General features: G+C 68.5%; 15 protein-coding genes. 6 read left to right on the top strand and 9 right to left on the bottom strand.

Annotation, left to right across the window (positions count from 1 at the left end; genetic code table 11):
• The 6 genes from BLU09_RS33850 to BLU09_RS33875 all read right to left on the bottom strand — a co-directional run.
• Window positions 1-107 (bottom strand): GTP-binding protein (locus BLU09_RS33850; protein ID WP_208610780.1); only part of this gene is annotated, 107 nt, incomplete at its 3' end.
• 144 nt (window positions 108-251) lie between these two features.
• The gene (fusA, locus tag BLU09_RS33855; protein ID WP_090494990.1) at window positions 252-2,327 is read right to left on the bottom strand and encodes an elongation factor G; all 2,076 of its coding nucleotides are present in this window, start codon (window positions 2,325-2,327) and stop codon (window positions 252-254) included.
• 144 nt (window positions 2,328-2,471) lie between these two features.
• Window positions 2,472-2,942, bottom strand: coding sequence for a 30S ribosomal protein S7 (gene rpsG, locus BLU09_RS33860; protein WP_011553340.1), 471 nt, complete (start codon window positions 2,940-2,942; stop codon window positions 2,472-2,474).
• Between the two features lie 150 nt (window positions 2,943-3,092).
• A complete protein-coding gene (rpsL, locus tag BLU09_RS33865) occupies window positions 3,093-3,464 on the bottom strand; it encodes a 30S ribosomal protein S12 (protein ID WP_002637381.1) in 372 nt (123 codons plus the stop codon).
• Between the two features lie 221 nt (window positions 3,465-3,685).
• Entirely contained in the window at window positions 3,686-4,180 is a 495-nt protein-coding gene (gene rimI, locus BLU09_RS33870; RefSeq protein ID WP_090494991.1) for a ribosomal protein S18-alanine N-acetyltransferase, read from the bottom strand.
• Window positions 4,177-4,875, bottom strand: a complete 699-nt coding sequence (locus BLU09_RS33875) for a hypothetical protein (RefSeq protein ID WP_244172271.1) — start codon at window positions 4,873-4,875, stop codon at window positions 4,177-4,179. The genes rimI and BLU09_RS33875 overlap by 4 nt, the downstream gene beginning before the upstream one ends.
• Before the next feature lie 112 nt (window positions 4,876-4,987).
• Between BLU09_RS33875 and BLU09_RS33880 the strand changes: the two genes are divergently transcribed.
• The 6 genes from BLU09_RS33880 (at window position 4,988) to BLU09_RS33905 (ending at window position 14,442) form a co-directional block, all read left to right on the top strand.
• On the top strand, window positions 4,988-6,163 hold the full coding sequence (locus BLU09_RS33880; RefSeq protein WP_090494993.1) for a DnaJ C-terminal domain-containing protein: 1,176 nt from the start codon (window positions 4,988-4,990) through the stop codon (window positions 6,161-6,163).
• A gap of 91 nt (window positions 6,164-6,254) precedes the next feature.
• Window positions 6,255-6,986 carry a HEAT repeat domain-containing protein gene (locus tag BLU09_RS33885; protein WP_090494994.1) on the top strand — a complete coding sequence of 244 codons (732 nt, stop codon included), beginning with the start codon at window positions 6,255-6,257 and terminating at the stop codon, window positions 6,984-6,986.
• Between the two features lie 101 nt (window positions 6,987-7,087).
• Window positions 7,088-8,785 (top strand): ATP-binding response regulator, encoded by a 1,698-nt coding sequence (locus BLU09_RS33890; protein ID WP_090494996.1) that lies wholly within the window; start codon window positions 7,088-7,090, stop codon window positions 8,783-8,785.
• A 75-nt stretch (window positions 8,786-8,860) separates the two neighbouring features.
• Window positions 8,861-10,582: an arginine--tRNA ligase gene (gene argS / locus BLU09_RS33895; protein WP_090494998.1), complete on the top strand. Its 1,722-nt coding sequence runs from the start codon at window positions 8,861-8,863 to the stop codon at window positions 10,580-10,582.
• 12 nt (window positions 10,583-10,594) lie between these two features.
• Window positions 10,595-13,150, top strand: a complete 2,556-nt coding sequence (locus BLU09_RS33900) for a 1-acyl-sn-glycerol-3-phosphate acyltransferase (protein ID WP_090495000.1) — start codon at window positions 10,595-10,597, stop codon at window positions 13,148-13,150.
• A gap of 98 nt (window positions 13,151-13,248) precedes the next feature.
• Window positions 13,249-14,442 carry a type II CAAX endopeptidase family protein gene (locus BLU09_RS33905; RefSeq protein ID WP_279627383.1) on the top strand — a complete coding sequence of 398 codons (1,194 nt, stop codon included), beginning with the start codon at window positions 13,249-13,251 and terminating at the stop codon, window positions 14,440-14,442.
• A 16-nt stretch (window positions 14,443-14,458) separates the two neighbouring features.
• Here the strand turns inward: BLU09_RS33905 and BLU09_RS33910 are convergent, their stop codons facing one another.
• The 3 genes from BLU09_RS33910 to BLU09_RS33920 all read right to left on the bottom strand — a co-directional run bounded on the left by BLU09_RS33910 (window position 14,459) and on the right by BLU09_RS33920 (window position 17,259).
• A complete protein-coding gene (locus BLU09_RS33910) occupies window positions 14,459-14,674 on the bottom strand; it encodes a DUF5818 domain-containing protein (RefSeq protein ID WP_011553331.1) in 216 nt (71 codons plus the stop codon).
• Window positions 14,671-16,464 (bottom strand): S8 family serine peptidase, encoded by a 1,794-nt coding sequence (locus BLU09_RS33915; protein WP_090495006.1) that lies wholly within the window; start codon window positions 16,462-16,464, stop codon window positions 14,671-14,673. The genes BLU09_RS33910 and BLU09_RS33915 overlap by 4 nt, the downstream gene beginning before the upstream one ends.
• 162 nt (window positions 16,465-16,626) lie before the next feature.
• Window positions 16,627-17,259: an alpha/beta hydrolase gene (locus tag BLU09_RS33920; protein WP_090495009.1), complete on the bottom strand. Its 633-nt coding sequence runs from the start codon at window positions 17,257-17,259 to the stop codon at window positions 16,627-16,629.
• Window positions 17,260-17,374: the final 115 nt, after the last annotated feature.

Below are 17,374 nucleotides of genomic sequence, written 5' to 3' on the forward strand. Positions count from 1 at the left end.
AGCACCTTGGTGATGGCGGCCGTCAGCGACGTCTTGCCGTGGTCCACGTGTCCGATCGTGCCGATGTTCACGTGGGGCTTGTTACGCTCGAACTTTTCCTTGGCCATGGCCTCTCCTCACGGGGTTGCCGGTCCAAAGCCCGGCACGTCTCGACTCGCGGAAAACAACTGCGAAGGTGCTGCGTCCTGCTCCAAACCTGCCACAACGTCAACTGAAATCGCCCGACCGGTCCACGGCCAGGCCGAAGCCACTCAGCGGTTGAGCGCCGTCTTGGGCGCGGGCGCGTAGTGACTGAACTGCATGGTGTAGGTCGCCCTTCCCTGACTGCGGCTGCGCAGGTCGGTCGAGTAGCCGAACATGGCCGCCAGGGGCACCTGCGCCTGGATGGCCTGCACACGACCGGGCCGGGGGGTCATCCCCTGCACCTTCCCGCGCCGCCCGTTCAGGTCGCCGATGACGTCGCCCATGAAGTCATCGGGCGTGACGATTTCGCAGTTCATGATGGGCTCGAGGAGCACGGGCGTGGCCGTGCGCACGGCGTCCTTGAAGGCCAGCGAGCCGGCGATCTTGAACGCCATCTCGCTGGAGTCCACGTCGTGCATGGAGCCGTCGAAGGCCTCCACCTTCACGTCCACCATGGGGTAGCCGGCCACCGGGCCGTTCTGCATGGCCTCGGCGCACCCTGCCTTCACCGCGTCGACGAACTCCTTGGAGACCACGCCGCCGGTGACCTTGTTCTCGAAGGAGAATCCCTTCCCCGGCTCATTGGGGGCCACGCGCAGCCAGATATGGCCGTACTGGCCTCGGCCACCCGTCTGGCGGATGTACTTCCCTTCCATCTCCACCTGCGTGGTGACGGTCTCGCGGTAGGCCACCTGGGGCTTGCCGATGTTCGCGTCGACCTTGAACTCACGCAGGAGGCGGTCGACGATGATTTCCAGGTGGAGTTCGCCCATGCCGGCGATGAGCGTCTGCCCCGTCTCCTCGTTGGTCCTCACGCGGAAGGACGGGTCCTCCATGGCCAGGCGCTGCAGCGACTGGAGGATCTTGTCCTGGTCCGCCGTCGACTTCGGCTCGATGGCGATGTCGATGACCGGCTCGGGGAAATCCATCCGCTCCAGGATGATGGGCTGCTTGTCGTCGCAGAGCGTGTCGCCCGTGCCGGCCAGCTTCAGGCCCACCACGGCGCAGATATCACCGGCATAGCACTCGGTGATTTCGTCCTTCTTGTCCGCGCGCATCTGCACGAGCCGGCTGATGCGCTCGCGCTTGCCCTTCACCGAGTTCCACACCGCGGAGCCCGCCTCCAGCTTGCCGGAGTACACGCGGAGAAAGGTCAGCGTCTGGGACTGGAACGCGGGGTCGTTCATGATCTTGAACGCCAGCGCGCTGAAGGGCGCGTCGTCCCGCGTCTCGCGCACGGCGTCCTCACCGTTGGGCGTCTTGCCGTGGATGGGCGGCACCTCCAGCGGGCTGGGCAGGTAGTCCACCACCGCGTCCAGCAGCGGCTGCACGCCCTTGTGCCGGAAGGCCGAACCGCAGAACACCGGGAACAGCTTCAAGCCCAGGCACCCCTTGCGGATGGCGCCACGCACCTCGTCCTCGGTCAGCTCCACGCCCTCGAGGAACTTCTCCGTCAGCGCGTCATCCTGCTCGGCCGCGGCCTCCAGCAGCTCGGCGCGGGCAGCGTCCGCCGCCTCCTTGAACTCCTCGGGGATGTCCGTCTCTTCGTAGTGGCTGCCCTGCTCCGAGTCCTGGAACACCAGGGCCTTCATCTTCAGCAGGTCGATGACGCCGCGGTGCTTGTCCTCCGCGCCCAGCGGCAGCTGCATGCGGACCGCACGCGCGCCCAGCTTCTCGCGGATGGTGCCCACGGACATCTCGAAGTCGGCGCCCACCCGGTCCATCTTGTTGATGAAGCAGATGCGGGGGACCTTGTACTTGTCCGCCTGGCGCCACACCGTCTCCGACTGCGGCTCCACGCCGTTCACGGCGTCGAACACCGTGATGGCGCCGTCCAGCACGCGCAGGCTGCGCTCCACCTCGATGGTGAAGTCCACGTGTCCCGGCGTGTCGATGATGTTGACGCGGTAGCGCTGGTCGTGCCGGGCCCAGAAGGCGGAGATGGCGGCGGACGTGATCGTGATGCCGCGCTCACGCTCCTGTACCATCCAGTCGGTGGTGGTGTTGCCTTCGTGCACCTCGCCCATCCGGTGGATGGCGCCGGTGTAGAAGAGAATGCGCTCCGTGGTCGTCGTCTTGCCGGCATCGATGTGCGCCATGATGCCGATGTTGCGGTAGCGATCGAGGGGGTACTCACGGGCCATGACTCAATACCTCTCCAGGGAGGAAGGGCGGGCCCGAGGCCTCGACACCTGCCGGCCGGACGGATTCAGAGAACCTGCTTCATCTAACAAAACCGCCCGGATGCATCCTCTGCACCCGGGCGGTAACCGCGAAGCCTCGAGGGCCTACCAGCGGTAGTGAGCGAAGGCCTTGTTGGCCTCCGCCATCTTGTGCGTGTCTTCACGCTTCTTCACCGCGTTGCCGCGGTTGTTGGCGGCGTCCATGATCTCACCGGCCAGCTTCTCCTGCATGGTCTTCTCACCACGCGCCTTGGAGTAGGTGATGATCCAACGCATGCCGAGCGCCACGCGGCGGTCCTGGCGGACCTCGACAGGCACCTGGTAGGTGGCGCCACCGACGCGGCGGCTCTTGACCTCGAGCACCGGCTTGACGTTGTCGAGGGCCTTCTTGAAGGTCTTGAGGGGATCTTCCTTCGCGCGCTCCTCGATGAGGGCGAAGGCACCGTAGCAAACGCCTTCCGCGATGGACTTCTTGCCCTTCCGCATCAGGTCGTTGACGAACTTGGTGACGAGCCGGTCCTGGAACTTCGGATCCGGAAGAATCTTGCGCTTGGCGACTACGCGACGGCGAGGCATCTCTTCTCTCTTCCCTTACGCCCCACTCCCATTGGGAGAAATCCACGGGGCTTCAAGTACTGCAGGAGGAACTTCACAAGGACGCTCCCCAGGGTGCGGGGCGATGCGTCCGGACTCTGCGCTACAGAAGGTGATCCGCGTGACGAGCGATCAGCTCGGACGCTTCGCGCCGTACTTGGAGCGGCTCTGCTTGCGACCCGCGACACCCACGGAGTCCAGCGTTCCACGGACGATGTGGTAGCGGACGCCCGGGAGGTCCTTCACACGGCCACCGCGAATCATCACCACCGAGTGCTCCTGGAGGTTGTGACCCACGCCGGGGATGTAGGACGTGACCTCGATCCCGTTCGTCAGACGAACACGGGCCACCTTGCGGAGGGCCGAGTTCGGCTTCTTCGGGGTCGTGGTGTACACGCGCGTGCAGACGCCACGCTTCTGAGGGGACTCCTTGAGCGCGGGGCTCTTGCCCTTGACGACGAGCTTCTCGCGGCCCTTGCGGACCAGCTGGCTAATGGTCGGCACTGATACCTCTTCTTCGGGTTCGTCGCCGCCAGAGACACCAGGCGGCGCATATCTACCTACAAGACAACGGAAAGGCGCGCGAGTATAGGAAGGGGCCTATCCGTGTCAAGCACGGCCTGTCCCTTGCCTACAACCGGCCAGGGCCCCAGGTCCCATTCCCCGCCTCGGCGCTTCCGCGCACGGCTGGTCTACGACGGGGCGGTCCTCTACTCCGCGTGCGGTTAGAAGTCGAGGACCATCACGACGGCGTCCTCACCCTCGTCGACGTAGTAGTTCGGCCGGATGCCGACGGGGCGGAAACCGAAGGCCCGGTAGAGCTGGAGCGCGGCCTCGTTGCTCTTGCGCACCTCCAGGGTGGCCAGGGTGCAGCGCTTGGCCCTCCCCCGCGCCAGGACCTCGTCCATGACGGCGCGCGCCACGCCCCGGCGCCGGTGCTTGGGCGCGGTGGCCACGTTCAGCACGTGCACCTCGTCATGGACGATCCAGAAGATGGCCAGGCCCAGCAGCTCCGGCCCGTCCGCCTCCCGCTCCTCCTCCACCAGGAGGATGGTGGACCATTCGTGCTGAAGCTCGCGCTTGAGCAGGTCCTGGGACCAGGGATTCTTGAACGAGGCCTGCTCCAGCAGCATGACCGCGGACAGATCCTCCGCCGTCATCTGCCGGATGATGTAGCCGTGCCGGGCCTCGGGCGCCGGCTCCTCGCGCATCCGCCTCATCGACTTGCCTCCCGGGCAAAGGGGGCCACGCGGCGCACCTGCGCCGAGGCCCGCACCTGCGCCAGCTCTTCCGCCGCCAGCGCCCCATACCGCTCCCGAACCAGCTTCTCCCGGATGGAGGCGCGCGCCGCCTCGTAGCCTTGCGGATATTCGTCCGCGTTCTGCTCGAAGTGGCGGCGGACCTCGGTCTCACCCACCTGCGCCCGGAGCCGGATGCGGCTGTCCAGGATGCGCTCGGCCCGAAGCCCCCGCGCCAACACCCGCTCCAGCCCCTGCACGTCCACGTCATGGCGGGACAGGAACCGCTTCAACGCCGCCTCCCCTCCCAGCAGCGCCTGGAATGCGTCCACCCGCGCCTGGACCTCCGCGGGCTCGGCAGGGAAGGCCTGCAGCCGGTCCGCATTCAGGACCTGGACCCGCTGGTTGATGATGAGCTCCAGGGCCCCCCGGAGCGTGTCCTCGTCGAGCGGGAGCTCCAGGGCCTGCACGCCGCCTCGCTGGAGGAGCGCGACCCGGGCCTCGAAGCGCAGCTCGCTCAGGGTGAGCACCTGGCCCTCGATGATGGCCACCACCCGGTCCGCGACCCGGCCCTCCACGGTGGCCGGCGGGGTGGCCGCAGTCCCCACGGCTGGCGCCAGCGAGAGCCAGCCCGCAAGCCACAGGGTATCCGCGCCGAGCCAGCGAGGCGGTGACATGGGCTCCCTCATCCTCCGGCGACTTTATACATCTCGCACGGTCCGGACAGTCCTTGCTGGCGCGTGCCTACCGGCTGGTTACGTTGAATCGGGTACACCACGGCGGGAACAAATGGCGGACGACTACTACCAGACCCTCGGCGTCGATCGGTCGGCCTCAGCGGAGGACGTCAAGAAGGCGTACCGCAAGCTGGCGCGCAAGTACCACCCGGACGTCAACCCGGGCAACAAGGCCGCCGAGGAGAAGTTCAAGCAGGTGAGCGCGGCGTTCGAGGTGCTTTCAGACACCCGGAAGCGCAAGCTCTACGACGAGTTCGGCCCGGACGCCGAGAAGATTGGCTTCGACGAAAAGAAGGCGGAGGCCTATCGGGCCTACAAAGCCTCGGCCGGGAGCGCCGGTGCCGGGGGCATTCCCTATGGCGCCGAAGGCTTCGACCTGGGTGACCTCTTCGGCGACCTGTTCGGAGGCCGTGGCGGTGGCGCTGCGGGCGGCGCCCCTGGGGGCTTCGACATTGGCGAGATGTTCGGGCGTCGGGCTCGCAACGCCGGGCCTGAGCGTGGAGAGGACCTGACGGTCCGCGTCCAGCTCACCCTGGCCGAAGCCGTCTCCGGCACCGAGCGCCCCCTGGCCTTCAACCGTCCAGGCCGGTGCTCCACGTGCAGTGGCCGGGGGACATCAGGACCGGTGTCCACCTGCAACGTTTGCAACGGCACCGGCCGCTCCCGGCGTTCCGGGAGCCTGTTCGGTGGCGCGGGCGCGTGCCCCAACTGCCATGGAACGGGCAAGGCCGCGCCGCCCTGCCCCCAGTGCGGGGGCTCGGGTGTCAAGGAGGAGCTGGCCCGGCTGACGGTGAAGATTCCCGCGGGCGTGCACACCGGCTCGAAGGTGCGGCTCTCCGGCCAGGGCGCGGCGGGGACACGAGGCGGCCCCCCAGGTGACCTCTATATCGAGACCGAGGTGGCCGAACATCCCCTCGTGCGTCGCGAAGGCGACGACCTGCACCTCGATCTTCCCGTGACGGTCTCCGAGGCCCTGCTGGGCGCCGACGTGCGCGTCCCCACGTTCCAGGGGGAAGTCACCGTGAAGGTGCTCCCCCACTCCCAATCCGGCCGCCGCATGCGGCTGAAGGGGCGCGGCGTTCCCTCGCTCAAGGGCGGAGCGCAGGGCGACCTGTACCTCCACCTCCAGGTGAAGGTTCCCGAGGAAACAACCGCCGAGGCTCGGGCCGCCGCCGAGGCGCTCGCCCGGGCCTACCAGGGCGACGTTCGCCGCGAGCTGACGCTCTAGCCTCTTGCCTCTTGTCCTGGGCGTCGCACCGTCATAGACGGACTGCGCCCCACCTTCTCACGCCGCCGAACCATACGGAGCACACGCGCACATGGGCCTCTTAGACATCTTCACGGGCGGATCGGGCCCCGAGAAAGCCCTCAAGCTCAAGCCCAAGGTCACCCAGAAGTACGGCGACCCCGCGACCCGGCAGAAGGCCATCCAGCAACTGGGGGAGATGAAGGTCCCCGAGGCTGTGTCCGTGCTGCTCAGCCGCTTCACCCTCACCGTGGACCCGCTCACCACGGACGCGGATGAGAAGGAGCACACGTTCGAGCTGGTGAAGAGCTTCGGCAAGGAGGTGGCCGTACCGCCCATCCTGGAGTTCCTGCGCACCAGCGAGCAGGCCGCCTCGTGGGCCCTGCGGCTGCTCGGTGAGCTGACCTCCGAAGAGGAGACCATCACCGCCTGCGTGAACGCGCTCCAGCACCTGTCCGCCCACTACACGCGCAACCCGGAGAAGAAGGTGGTGCTGCTGCACCACGTCGCCAGCAGCCAGGACCCCCGCATCCCCCCCGCGGTGGTGCCCTTCCTGGAGGACATGTCGGACGACGTGAAGATCGCCGCGCTCAAGGCGCTGGGCGTCTTCAAGTACGAGCCGGCGCGCGAGCCCATGCTGAAGCTGCTCACCGCTGACGAGACGGCTCGCCGGGTGCAGACGTCCGTACTCAGCGCGCTGGCGGAAGGTGGCTTCTCCGTGGAGGGCTACCAGGAGAAGGTGCAGCCGCTGCTGGTGGAGCCCTACGCCCTGGGCAACGACCAGCGCATCCAGCGCCGGGCCTGAGCCCTGGCTGTCGGCCAGCCGACACGGCCACTGTCCTCCGGAAGGCCTCGGAAGGCAGAGGCCGTTCACATGCGCGCGGAACTTGAGCAAGGATTCACCCCGTGCGCTCAAAGAAGAAGGGGACGCTGGCGGAAGTCGTACCGTTGCGTCCGGTTGCGAAGGCGGCCAAGAAGACTCCGAAGCGGCCCGCGAAGCCGCTCCCCTCGGTGGATGCGGATGTTGCTCACCGCGCCCTGCTGGAGATGTCTCGGCACCTGACGGACAACGCGGGGCCCACCGAAGCGCTCCGCTCCCACCTGCAGACCATCCACACGCTCCTCAAGCCGAAGGTCTGCTACGTGGCGCGCTACTTCCCATCCCGGGAGCAGCTCCACGTCGAGCACGTGCGAGGCCGCTACGACGACCGCGTCACCGCCGCCGTCCCCGGTGAGGGCGTGGTGGGCCGGGCCTTCTCCCAGAAGGCGCTGCTGCGTGATGGGGACACGGTCGCCGTGCCACTCGAGGGCCCGCAGGGCGTTGGCGGCGTCCTGGTGGTGCTGGGCTCCCGGCGCGAGCCGTCCGACACGCTGTTGCAGTCACTGGCCGCGCAGCTCACCGCCGCCTACGAGGTGGCTCGCCTGCGTGACGACAGCGCCCGCCGCAACAAGGACCTGCAGACGGCCATCGCTGGCCTCAAGAGCCTGGAGCAGAACCGCGAGGAGCTGCTGGGCAACGTCTCCCATGACTTGAAGAACCCCCTCACCACCATCAAGTCCTACCTGGCGATGATGGGCCGCGAGAAGCTGGGGCCCCTCACGGATGCCCAGCGCCGCGCGGTGCAGATCTGCGACCGGAACTCGGACCGGATGCTGCGCATGGTGAACGACCTGCTGCTCATGTCCCGGCTCCAGTCCGGGAAGATGCAGCTCAATCAGCGTCCCTTCGGCCTCAAGGCCGTGGCGGAGGAAGTGGTGCGCTCACTGGGGGCGCTCGCGGAGCACTGCAAGGTGCGCGTGGTGATTCCCCCCTGCCCCGAGGTGTTCGTCCGCGGCGACCGCGAGCGCATCGCCGAGGCCATCCACAACCTCGTGGAGAACGGCATCCACCACAGCGAGGCGGACGACACCGTCGAAGTGCGCGTCTCCGCCGAGGACGGCCTGGCGATGCTGACCGTGAAGGACAGCGGTCCGGGCATGTCCAGCGAGGCCCTGGAGCACGTTTTCGACGCCTTCTACCGCGCCACCCCGGGCATGCCCCGGCCGCCCGGTGCGGGGCTCGGGTTGCCCCTGGTGGGGAAGATTGTCGCCCTCCACGGCGGACGCATGGAGAGCGCCAGCGTCCTGGGCGAGGGCAGCACGTTCCAGATGGTGCTCCCGATGTTCGCCGGCGCCGTCAGCGCGCCGGAGATGACCCAGGCGGCGCCCAAGAGCGGCGGCATCCTGCTGGTGGAGGACGACGCCGACTGCCGCGAGGTGCTCCAGCAGGTGCTGGAGCAGGAGGGCTACCGGGTGATGGCCACGTCGGGCGCATCCGAGGCACGGTCCATTCTCTCCCACATCCGGCCAGCCATGGTCCTGCTCGACCTGCGGCTGAGCGAGGAAGATGGGCAGTCGGTGCTCCGCTACATCCGTGGCAACGAGTCGCTGGCGGACATCGTCGTGTACATCATCTCCGGAGCCACCGAGGTGGCGTCACTCACCTCGGGCCAGGGGCTGGAGCGCATCGACGGCTTCTTCGAAAAGCCCCTCAACCTGCCCAAGCTGCTGGACACCGTCTCCGCGGTGGTCCGGCCCAGCCGGCGAGCCCCCGCCGTGCCTTGATTGGGGGATTCGCCGCGGGCGCGAACAAGAGGTGGCCGGAAGCCACCTCGGTTTGTCTAGTATCCCCGCGGTCCCATGAGCACATCCGTCTACTCCCGTTACCGCGCCGCCTTCGCCCAGGCTCTTGCCACTGCCCTGGGCGTGCCGGCCGCCGACATCGAAGCCCAGGTCAAGCCCGCCGAGCCGGCGCACGGCGACCTCAGCTTCGCCACCTTCCCTCTCGCCAAGGCCCAGAAGAAGGCCCCGCCCGCCATCGCCGCCGGGCTGGCGCAGTCGCTCAGCGTCCCCGGGCTGGAAATCAAGGCCGTGGGTCCGTACGTCAACGCGCGCTTCCCCACCCTGCCCTTCACGGCGGAGGTCATCGACGCCGCGCGAGGCGCGGGCATCCGCTACGGCGGTGACGAGGACGCGGGCCGCGGCAAGACGGTGGCCATCGACTACTCGTCGCCGAACATCGCCAAGCCCATTGGCTTCCACCACATCCGCACGACGTTCCTCGGCCACTGCATCGCCAACATCTACCGGGCGCTGGGCTGGCGGGTGGAAGGCATCAACTACCTGGGCGACTGGGGCAAACAGTTCGGCCTGGTGGCCGTGGGCTTCCAGGAGTACGGCGACCCGGCCCGCATCGACGACATGGGCCACCTGGTGGAGGTGTACGTCAAGGCCAACAAGCGCGCCGAGGCCGAGCCCGAGTTCGACGAGAAGGCCCGCGCCTTCTTCCGCCGCATGGAGGCCGGTGACGCCGAGGCCCTCAAACTCTGGAACCAGTTCCGGGACACCAGCATCAAGGGCTTCAAGAAGATCTACGCGCGGATGGGCATCGAGTTCGAGCACATCGAGGGAGAGAGCCGCTACCAGGGGAAGATGGACGCGGTCATCGACCAGATTGCGAAGAAGCCCGGCGTGAAGGAGTCGCAGGGCGCGCTCATCGTCGACCTGCCCTACGCGGAGAACGAGCCGCCCATCCTGCTGAAGAAGAACGACGGCAGCACGCTGTACGCCACGCGTGACCTGGCCGCCGCCCAAGACCGGTACGAGCGCTTCCAGTTCGACAAGTCGCTCTACGTCGTCGCGCAGGACCAGGCGCTGCACTTCCGGCAGGTGTTCCGCACGCTGAAGGAGATGGACCTGCCCTGGGCGGACCGCGCCGTCCATGTCGCGTTCGGCCGCATCCACGGCATGAGCACGCGCAAGGGCCAGGTGGTTCAGCTCAACGACGTGCTGGACGAGGCGCGCGAGCGCGTCTCCGTCAAGGTGCGGGAGAACGTGGAGGCCGGCCGCATCCAGACGGATGACGCGGACGCCCTCTCCGAGCAGATCGCCCTGGGCGCCATTGCCTTCGGCGACCTCAAGCACAAGCGCGCCAGCGACTACACCTTCGACTGGGACGAGGTGCTCAGCTTCGAGGGCCACACCGGCCCCTATCTCCAGTACGCCCACGCGCGCGCCGTCAACGTGCTGCGCAAGGGCGGTGGCGCGCCGGCCAGCTACGACGCGGCCCTGCTGACGCTCCCCGAGGAGCAGGCCCTGCTGCGCGAAATCATGCGCCTGCCCGAGGTGGTCCGTGACGCGGCGGAGCAGTACGAGCCCAGCCTCGTGGCGAGACTGCTGCTCGACGTGGCCTCGGCGCTCAGCCGCTACTACACGCTGGGCAACCAGGAGCGCGACAAGCGCATCAACGTCGAAGGCAATGACGCGCTGCGTTCCGCGCGACTCGCCCTCATCGACGCCGCCCGGGTTACTCTGGCCGCGGGACTGACGCTGCTGGGCATTCCCACGCCCGACAACATGTAGCCGGGAGCATTCTTGGAGACCGCGCTGTCACCGACTGCGAATCAGGGGACGTCCACACTGAAGGACGAATTCGGCCCCATGGGCCGGGCGCTGGGAACGCGCTACCTGGAGAGCGTGCACTTCCCGCCGGAAGCGGAAACAGAGCTCCGGAATCTGCACGCCAAGGGCTTCGTGGTGCACGTCATGCGCACCACCGCCTGGGTGAACTTCCTCTACCTGACGTGGGCCATGGTGCGCCGGGCGCTGCCGCCCGTGCGCGCCGTGGTGAACCTGCGGCCATGGTTCACCAGACCCTGGCGACAGGCGAAACAGAGCGGTGACTTCACGCAGCGCTTCGAGCACGCCCGGCAGACGGGGGGCAGCGGTCTGGTCTTCCTGCGCCGCACCGCCCTGCTCCGTCCGTCAGGGAAGGAGACGCGCGAGGACCCCTTCCCCGCCCTGGTGGCCATGGCCCGCCAGTCCGACAAGCCCGTGTACCTGGTGCCGGAGTTGTTCGTCTGGGAGAAGCGCCCCGCGCGCCTGAAGCCCAACTGGGTGGACGTGGTGTTCGGCAGCCCCGAGGCACCGGGATTCCTGCACTCGATGCTGGCCTTCTTCCGCAACTACAAGCGCGCGCAGTTCCGCGTGGGCGAGCCCATCGACCTGCAGCGCTTCGTCGCGGAGAACCCTCGCGACTCGGACGAACTGCTCGCCCGCAAGGCGCGTAGCAGTCTCCACGTCCACCTCGCGCGCGAAACGCGGGCCGTGTTCGGTCCGCCGGTGAAGCCCGCCTCGCGCGTCATCGAGGAGACGCTGCGCGACAGGTCCCTGCGCAAGGTGGTGGAGGAGTGCGCGGCGGAATCCGGGCGCAAGCCGGAGAGCGTCCTGCGCGAGGCTCGCCGCAACCTGGAGGCCATCGCCGCCAAGCCCAGCCCCACCGCGCTGGCATTCACCTCCCCCGTGCTGGAGTGGGTGTTCAACCGCATCTACGACGGCATGCACGTGGACGAGGCCGGCCTCCACCGCGCGCTCAAGGCCGCGAGCCACGCGCCCATCGTCCTGTGCCCCAGCCACAAGAGCCATGTCGACTACCTGGTGATGAGCTGGGTGCTGTGGAACCGGGGCTACGCGGTGCCCCTGGTGGCCGCGGGCGCCAACCTCTCCTTCTGGCCCCTGGGCACGTTCTTCCGCCGCTGTGGCGCGTTCTTCCTCCGGCGCTCCTTCAAGGGCGACAAGGTCTACGCCGCGTCCTTCAAGGCCTACGTGCGCAAGCTGGTGCACGACGGCATCCACCAGGAGTTCTTCCCGGAAGGCGGCCGTTCGCGCACGGGCAAGCTGCTGTTGCCCAAGCTGGGCATGTTCACCTGGCAGGTGGAGTCCGTGCTGGAGGGCGCGCGCGATGACCTCATCTTCGTGCCGGTGGCCATCGACTACGAGAAGGTCGTCGAGTCCAGCAGCTACTCGAAGGAGCTGGCTGGCGGAGAGAAGAAGCCCGAGGACCTCAAGGCGCTCTTGAGCACGCCCAAGGTGCTGGCGGCGCGGTACGGCCGCATCCACCTGGGCTTCGATGAGCCCATCTCCCTGCGCGCGTTCATGCAGGCGCGTGGCATCAACCCGGACGAACCGGTGTCGGACGAGCAGAAGAAGGGGCTCGTCCGCGCGCTGGGCAACCGGGTGATGTACGGCATCAGCAAGGTGTCCACGGTGACGCCGCACGCGCTGGTCAGCACCGCCCTGCTCTCGCACCGGCGCCGCGGCCTGACGCAGCGGGAGATGGCGGACCGCATCAACATCCTGCGCCGCATCGCCGTGGAGGAGGGCTCGCCGCAGTCGGTGGAGATGCGCAACGCCCCCAGCAACCCGGAGACGATGGGCCCCATCCAGGACGCCATGCGCACGTTCATCTCCGACGAGATGGTGCGCACCCAGGAAGCGCGCGGCGAGGTCATCTACCAGGTGGAGGAGGCACGCCGCCCGGAGCTGTCCTTCTACAAGAACACGCTGATGAACCTGGTGGCCTCCCGGAGCCTCGTGGCCAACGCCATGCTGGCCAGCGGCAGCCCCGCGCCCTACGACACCGTGAAGGAGCGCGCGCTGTTCCTGTCCCGCCTCTTCAAGGTGGAGTTCATCTACCGGGTGGGCACCACGTTCGACTCCATCTTCGCGGAGACGGTGGAGCGGCTGGAGCGCATGGGCCTGGTGCTCGAGGAGAACGAGACGCTCCGCGTGGCCCCCGAGGCCCACGCGCGTCCGGACCTGGAGTTCCTGGCCGACATGCTGCGCGACTACCTGGAGGCCTACCTGTTGGCGGCCCTGACGCTCCAGGACGTGGCCACCGGCGCCGCGGAGGACCGGAAGTCCTTCGTGAAGATGGCCCTGGAAACGGGCCGCGCGGAGTACCACGCCGGCCGCATCACCGCCTCCGAGTCCCTGGCCAAGGTGACGCTGGAGAACGCGGTGGCGTTCCTCCTGGACCAGAAGCTGCTCATCGAGGCCGACAAGAAGCTGACGCTGGGCCCCGCCGCCACCGAGCAGCAGGCCCGCACACAGCTCGTGGACGACATCCGTGGGTACCTGAAGCGCGGCTGAGCGGCCCTCCTTGGCCCCGTCCGCGCCCGCCTCCGCACGGTTCGAGCCAGGCTGAAGGACATCAAGGTTCGAACACGAGAGGAATAGGAGAAAGCCCGTTGGAAGACGCCCCCCCCAGCGATGTTGCGCCCCCTCCACCAGGGCCGCCCTCTGGCACCCGCTTGAGCACGAGCCCCAAATGGCTCGCGGTGGTGAGCGCCGCGTTTGCACTCGGCGCATTCATCCTCGTGGGCGGCACCGTCCAGCTCGCGAACCCAGCCTTCGGCATCTGGTTCACCGAGCTGGTCGTGTTCCTGGGCCTGGGCTGGGTGATGCTGCGCAACGCGGGCTGGCGCCCTGTCCTCTACACGGGGCTGCGGCCGACCCCGCGAGCGGCCACCGTCTTCGGCTTCCTCCTGGGGGTGGCGAACTTCTTCGCGCTGGTGGTTCCCATCCAGTTCCTGGCCCAGTCGGTGGCGCCGGAGTGGCTGACGCGGATGTTCGACAGCTCGAAGCTGTTCGCGGATCAGACGCCGCTGGAGCTGGCCATCATCCTCACGGGTGTGTCGGTGGCCGCGCCCTTCTGCGAGGAGTTCTTCTTCCGCGGCATCTTCCAGCGAGGCCTCACCCCACCGGCACCCGCGCCCACCACCGCGCCCCTGATCATCTCCGCCGTGGTGTTCAGCGCCTTCCACCTGGACCCGGTGGGCTTCCTGGCTCGCACGGAGCTGGGCCTGCTCTTCGGGTGGCTCTACCTGCGGACCGGCTCGCTGTGGCCCGCCATTGGCGCCCACGCGGCCAACAACCTGGTGTCCTCGGTGCTCTTCCTGTCCGCCAAGGCACTGGGCACGGATGCCTCCGAAGCGACGTCTGAAGCGACAGACCCCCGCCTGGTGCTCGTGCTCGCCGCGGCGGGCTGGGCGGGCGTGAGCGCCCTGCTCACCTACGCGCGGCGGCAGCCTGGCGTCTGGGGTCCCGGCGCACGCGCCAGCGACGAGGAAGCCAAGGAGCCCGGCCCCACGCCTTCCCTGGTGCGACTGATGCTTCCCTGGGTGGTGGGGGCCACGGTGTCACTGGGTCTGCTGGTGGCCGTGGACTCGCGAGGGTTGGCCCTCAACTTCTACGACGCGCAGCACCCGCTGCCGACGCTGGAGTCCCCCCAGGCCCCCGCGCTGCATGCGGAGCGCAAGGCGCTGAGCGCGCTCCGCGCCTCGGCGCGGCGAGGGGAGCTGCCCATGGAGGCCTACTACGAGGAGCGGGAGCGGCAGATTCGCGCGCACCGCATCCAAACCGGGCCAGGGCTGAAGCCCTGACCCGCGCCATGCCGCTTCAGACGAAGCGGTACGTGCTGACGTGGAAGATGGGACCCACCATGGCGCTGGTGAGTGTGTCCCCGTCCACGCGGCCTTCGGCTTCGATGCGCTGACCGTCCTTCTTCAGCTTCCGGTCCCCGCCAGCGAGCTGGTACGTGGTGCCGTCGTCTCCCTCCAGCACCCAGACGCCCGTTTCGATGTCACGGAAGACGACGCGGCCCGTGAGCTTCATGCGTCCTCCTTCTGGAGCATCGCGCGGGCGATGACGAGGCAGATGACGGTGTTGAAGCCCAGCCAGGGCTTGGCGAGGAACGCGAAGGGCAGCCACGCCAACGCCGGCGCTCCGGCCCAGGCCGTGTAGGCCAGGAAGCCCGCGAAGCCGAGCGCCAGGCCCCCCATGGCCGACCGCAGCCCCCGCCACTTGATGGCGGGCAGCGACAGGAGCAGCGGGATGAGCGCGCTGTAGAACAGCGGGTTCACCGTCCGGCCCCGGCCGAAGATGATGCGCTCCCAGTCCGGCAGGGGCAGCGACGCCACCTGCACCACGTCTCCCGCGGCCCCCTCAGCGCCCCCGAACCAGCCGCGCAGGAAGAAGGCGCCCACCGTCGAGAGCAACAACGGGATGAGGAAGGCGGGCCGCACCAGCACGTTGAGGTAGCCCGGCCGCGCACGGCCTCGCAGCGTCAGCAGCACGAACGCCAGCAGCGCCAGCGCCCAGTACAGCGGCGGCCACTGCGCCAAGCCGCCGCCGCGCAGCGACGCGAGCGACGCCTCGGCGTTGAGCAGGCCGTGGCCGTACTGCTCGCTCCACGCCTGGTCCGCAGACTTCTTCGCGCCCGCGTAGAGGGCCTGCTCCACCTCGTCCGGTCCCTTGGCGCCGGCCGCGTAGAGCATCGCCGCCACCGCCGCGACGTGCGGCGTGGCCATGCTGGTGCCCTGGTAGGACGCGTAGACGAAGCGCGAGACGTCGCGCGGGTCGAGGGTGTTCTGGAGGATGCCCCCCTGGTCGCCCCGGCGCTTGTCACCGCCCGGCGCGGCGATGTCCAACTCCTTGCCGTAGGAGGAGTACGGCGCCAGCACACCGTCCGGCCCCACGGCCGACACCGCCACCGCGCCCGGGTACGCCGCGGGGAACTCCACCGTCGCACGCCCGCCATTGCCGGCCGCGGCCACCACGGTGACGCCCTTCTTGCGCGCGTACTCCACCGCGCTGGCCATCACCTGCGAGTACGCCCCGCCGCCCAGGGACAGGTTGATGACGTTCGCACCCTTGTCCGCCGCGAAGCGGATGGCGTCCGCGATGTCCGCCGTGTTCCCGCCACCGAAGTGGTTGAGCACCTTGACGGGCATCAGCGTCGCCTCGAAGGCCACTCCCGCCACGCCTTCGCCATTGTTGGTGGCCTGGGCGATGGTGCCCGCCACGTGCGTGCCGTGCCCGTGGTCGTCGTTGGCGTGCGCGTCGTCGTTGACGAAGTCGAAGCCCTTCACGAACTTCACGCCCTGGAGGTCCGGCGCCTGCTTGAAGTCGCCATGGTCCTCGTACGCAATGCCGGTGTCCAGCACCGCCACCACCACGCCCTTGCCCCGGTTGCGCTCCCAGGCCTTGGGCATGTCGATCATCCGCAGGTTCCACTGCTGCGCGAAGTGCGGGTCGTTCGGCGTGAAACTGGCGCGGACCTCCATCATCGGCTCGGCGGCCTCCACGGCCGGGTGCTGGCGGATGCGCTCGAGCACCCCGTCCACGTCGTCCACGCCCACCGCCACCGTGAGGGCCTCGTCGGCGCTCTCCACGGAGTTGAGCTCCAGGTCGACGCCCCAGTCGGCCTCCCAGGCGTCGAACTCCGCCTTCGTCGTGCCGTCCTTGAAGTCCACGACGATGGCGCCCGCCACCACGTCCCGCGCATCGAGCGCCCGCAGGTTCGCGGGGGGAGGCGTGTCCTGCTCACGAGAAGCGGACGCACAGGCGGCCGTCAGCGTCAGGGCCAGCGCCGCGCCACCCAGGGTCCATCGCACCTTCCGCATCAGGCCACTCCTTGAGAAACGAAACACGCGTCTGGAAGACCCCTACGAACGAACGTCACAACGATTGGGTCTGCACCGACAGTCTGGATGTCCCCTCTCCCTGCGTGCAAGGGTGGCAAGGAGGAGAAACGTGAAGAAGTACGATGGTTTGCGATACGACGGTCATCCGCCGGAGAGCCGCCGCAGCCAGGCCGCGACAGCTCGGCCGACCTGAGGAAGGTTCCGCTGGAAGGTAGGCCCGGCATCGTCGATGACCTCTAAATCGCCTCCCGTCCGAGCGACAGCGGCGGAGACGGCGGCCCGCGGCAGCCGGGTGTCCTCCTCCCCCTGTACCACCAGGAGCGGGCACGTCACCCGGGACAGGACTTCCGGCGCCACCAGGGCCGGGGCCACCAGACACAGGCCTCCCACGGCGGGGTGCTTCGCCTGGAGCGCCAGGGCCACCTGCGCGCCCCCGTGGAGTGACGCCACCGCCAGCGCGTTGGCCCCCGCGTTCTCCAGCAGCATCTGCATGGCGGCCTCCGCGTCCGCCAGCAGCTCCAGGTCCCGCCCCCGCTTGCCCTGGCTGGCCCCCACGCCCCGGTGATTGAACCGCAGCGTCGGAAAACCCGCGTTCGCCGCCGCCCAGACGAGCTCCGCCGCGATGACGTGGTCCATGCCGCCCCCTTCGTCCGGCCGGGGCGGAATCACGAGCAGCGGCGGCGCCCGGCTTCCCCGGTGCGTGGTGCCTTCCATGACCTCCGACCCCACCGGCACCAGCGTCGCGCGTTCGAGGAACTGACCTTTCTGGACCATGCCCCACCATAAACCCCTCCCCCCTCGCGCGGCCGCGCACACGCACCATCCGACAAGAACCCACACACGATTTCACATCGAATCTTCTCCAACCGGAAACTTCCTGCTGGATTCG

Source organism: Myxococcus virescens, from assembly GCF_900101905.1.
Lineage (GTDB): Bacteria > Myxococcota > Myxococcia > Myxococcales > Myxococcaceae > Myxococcus > Myxococcus virescens.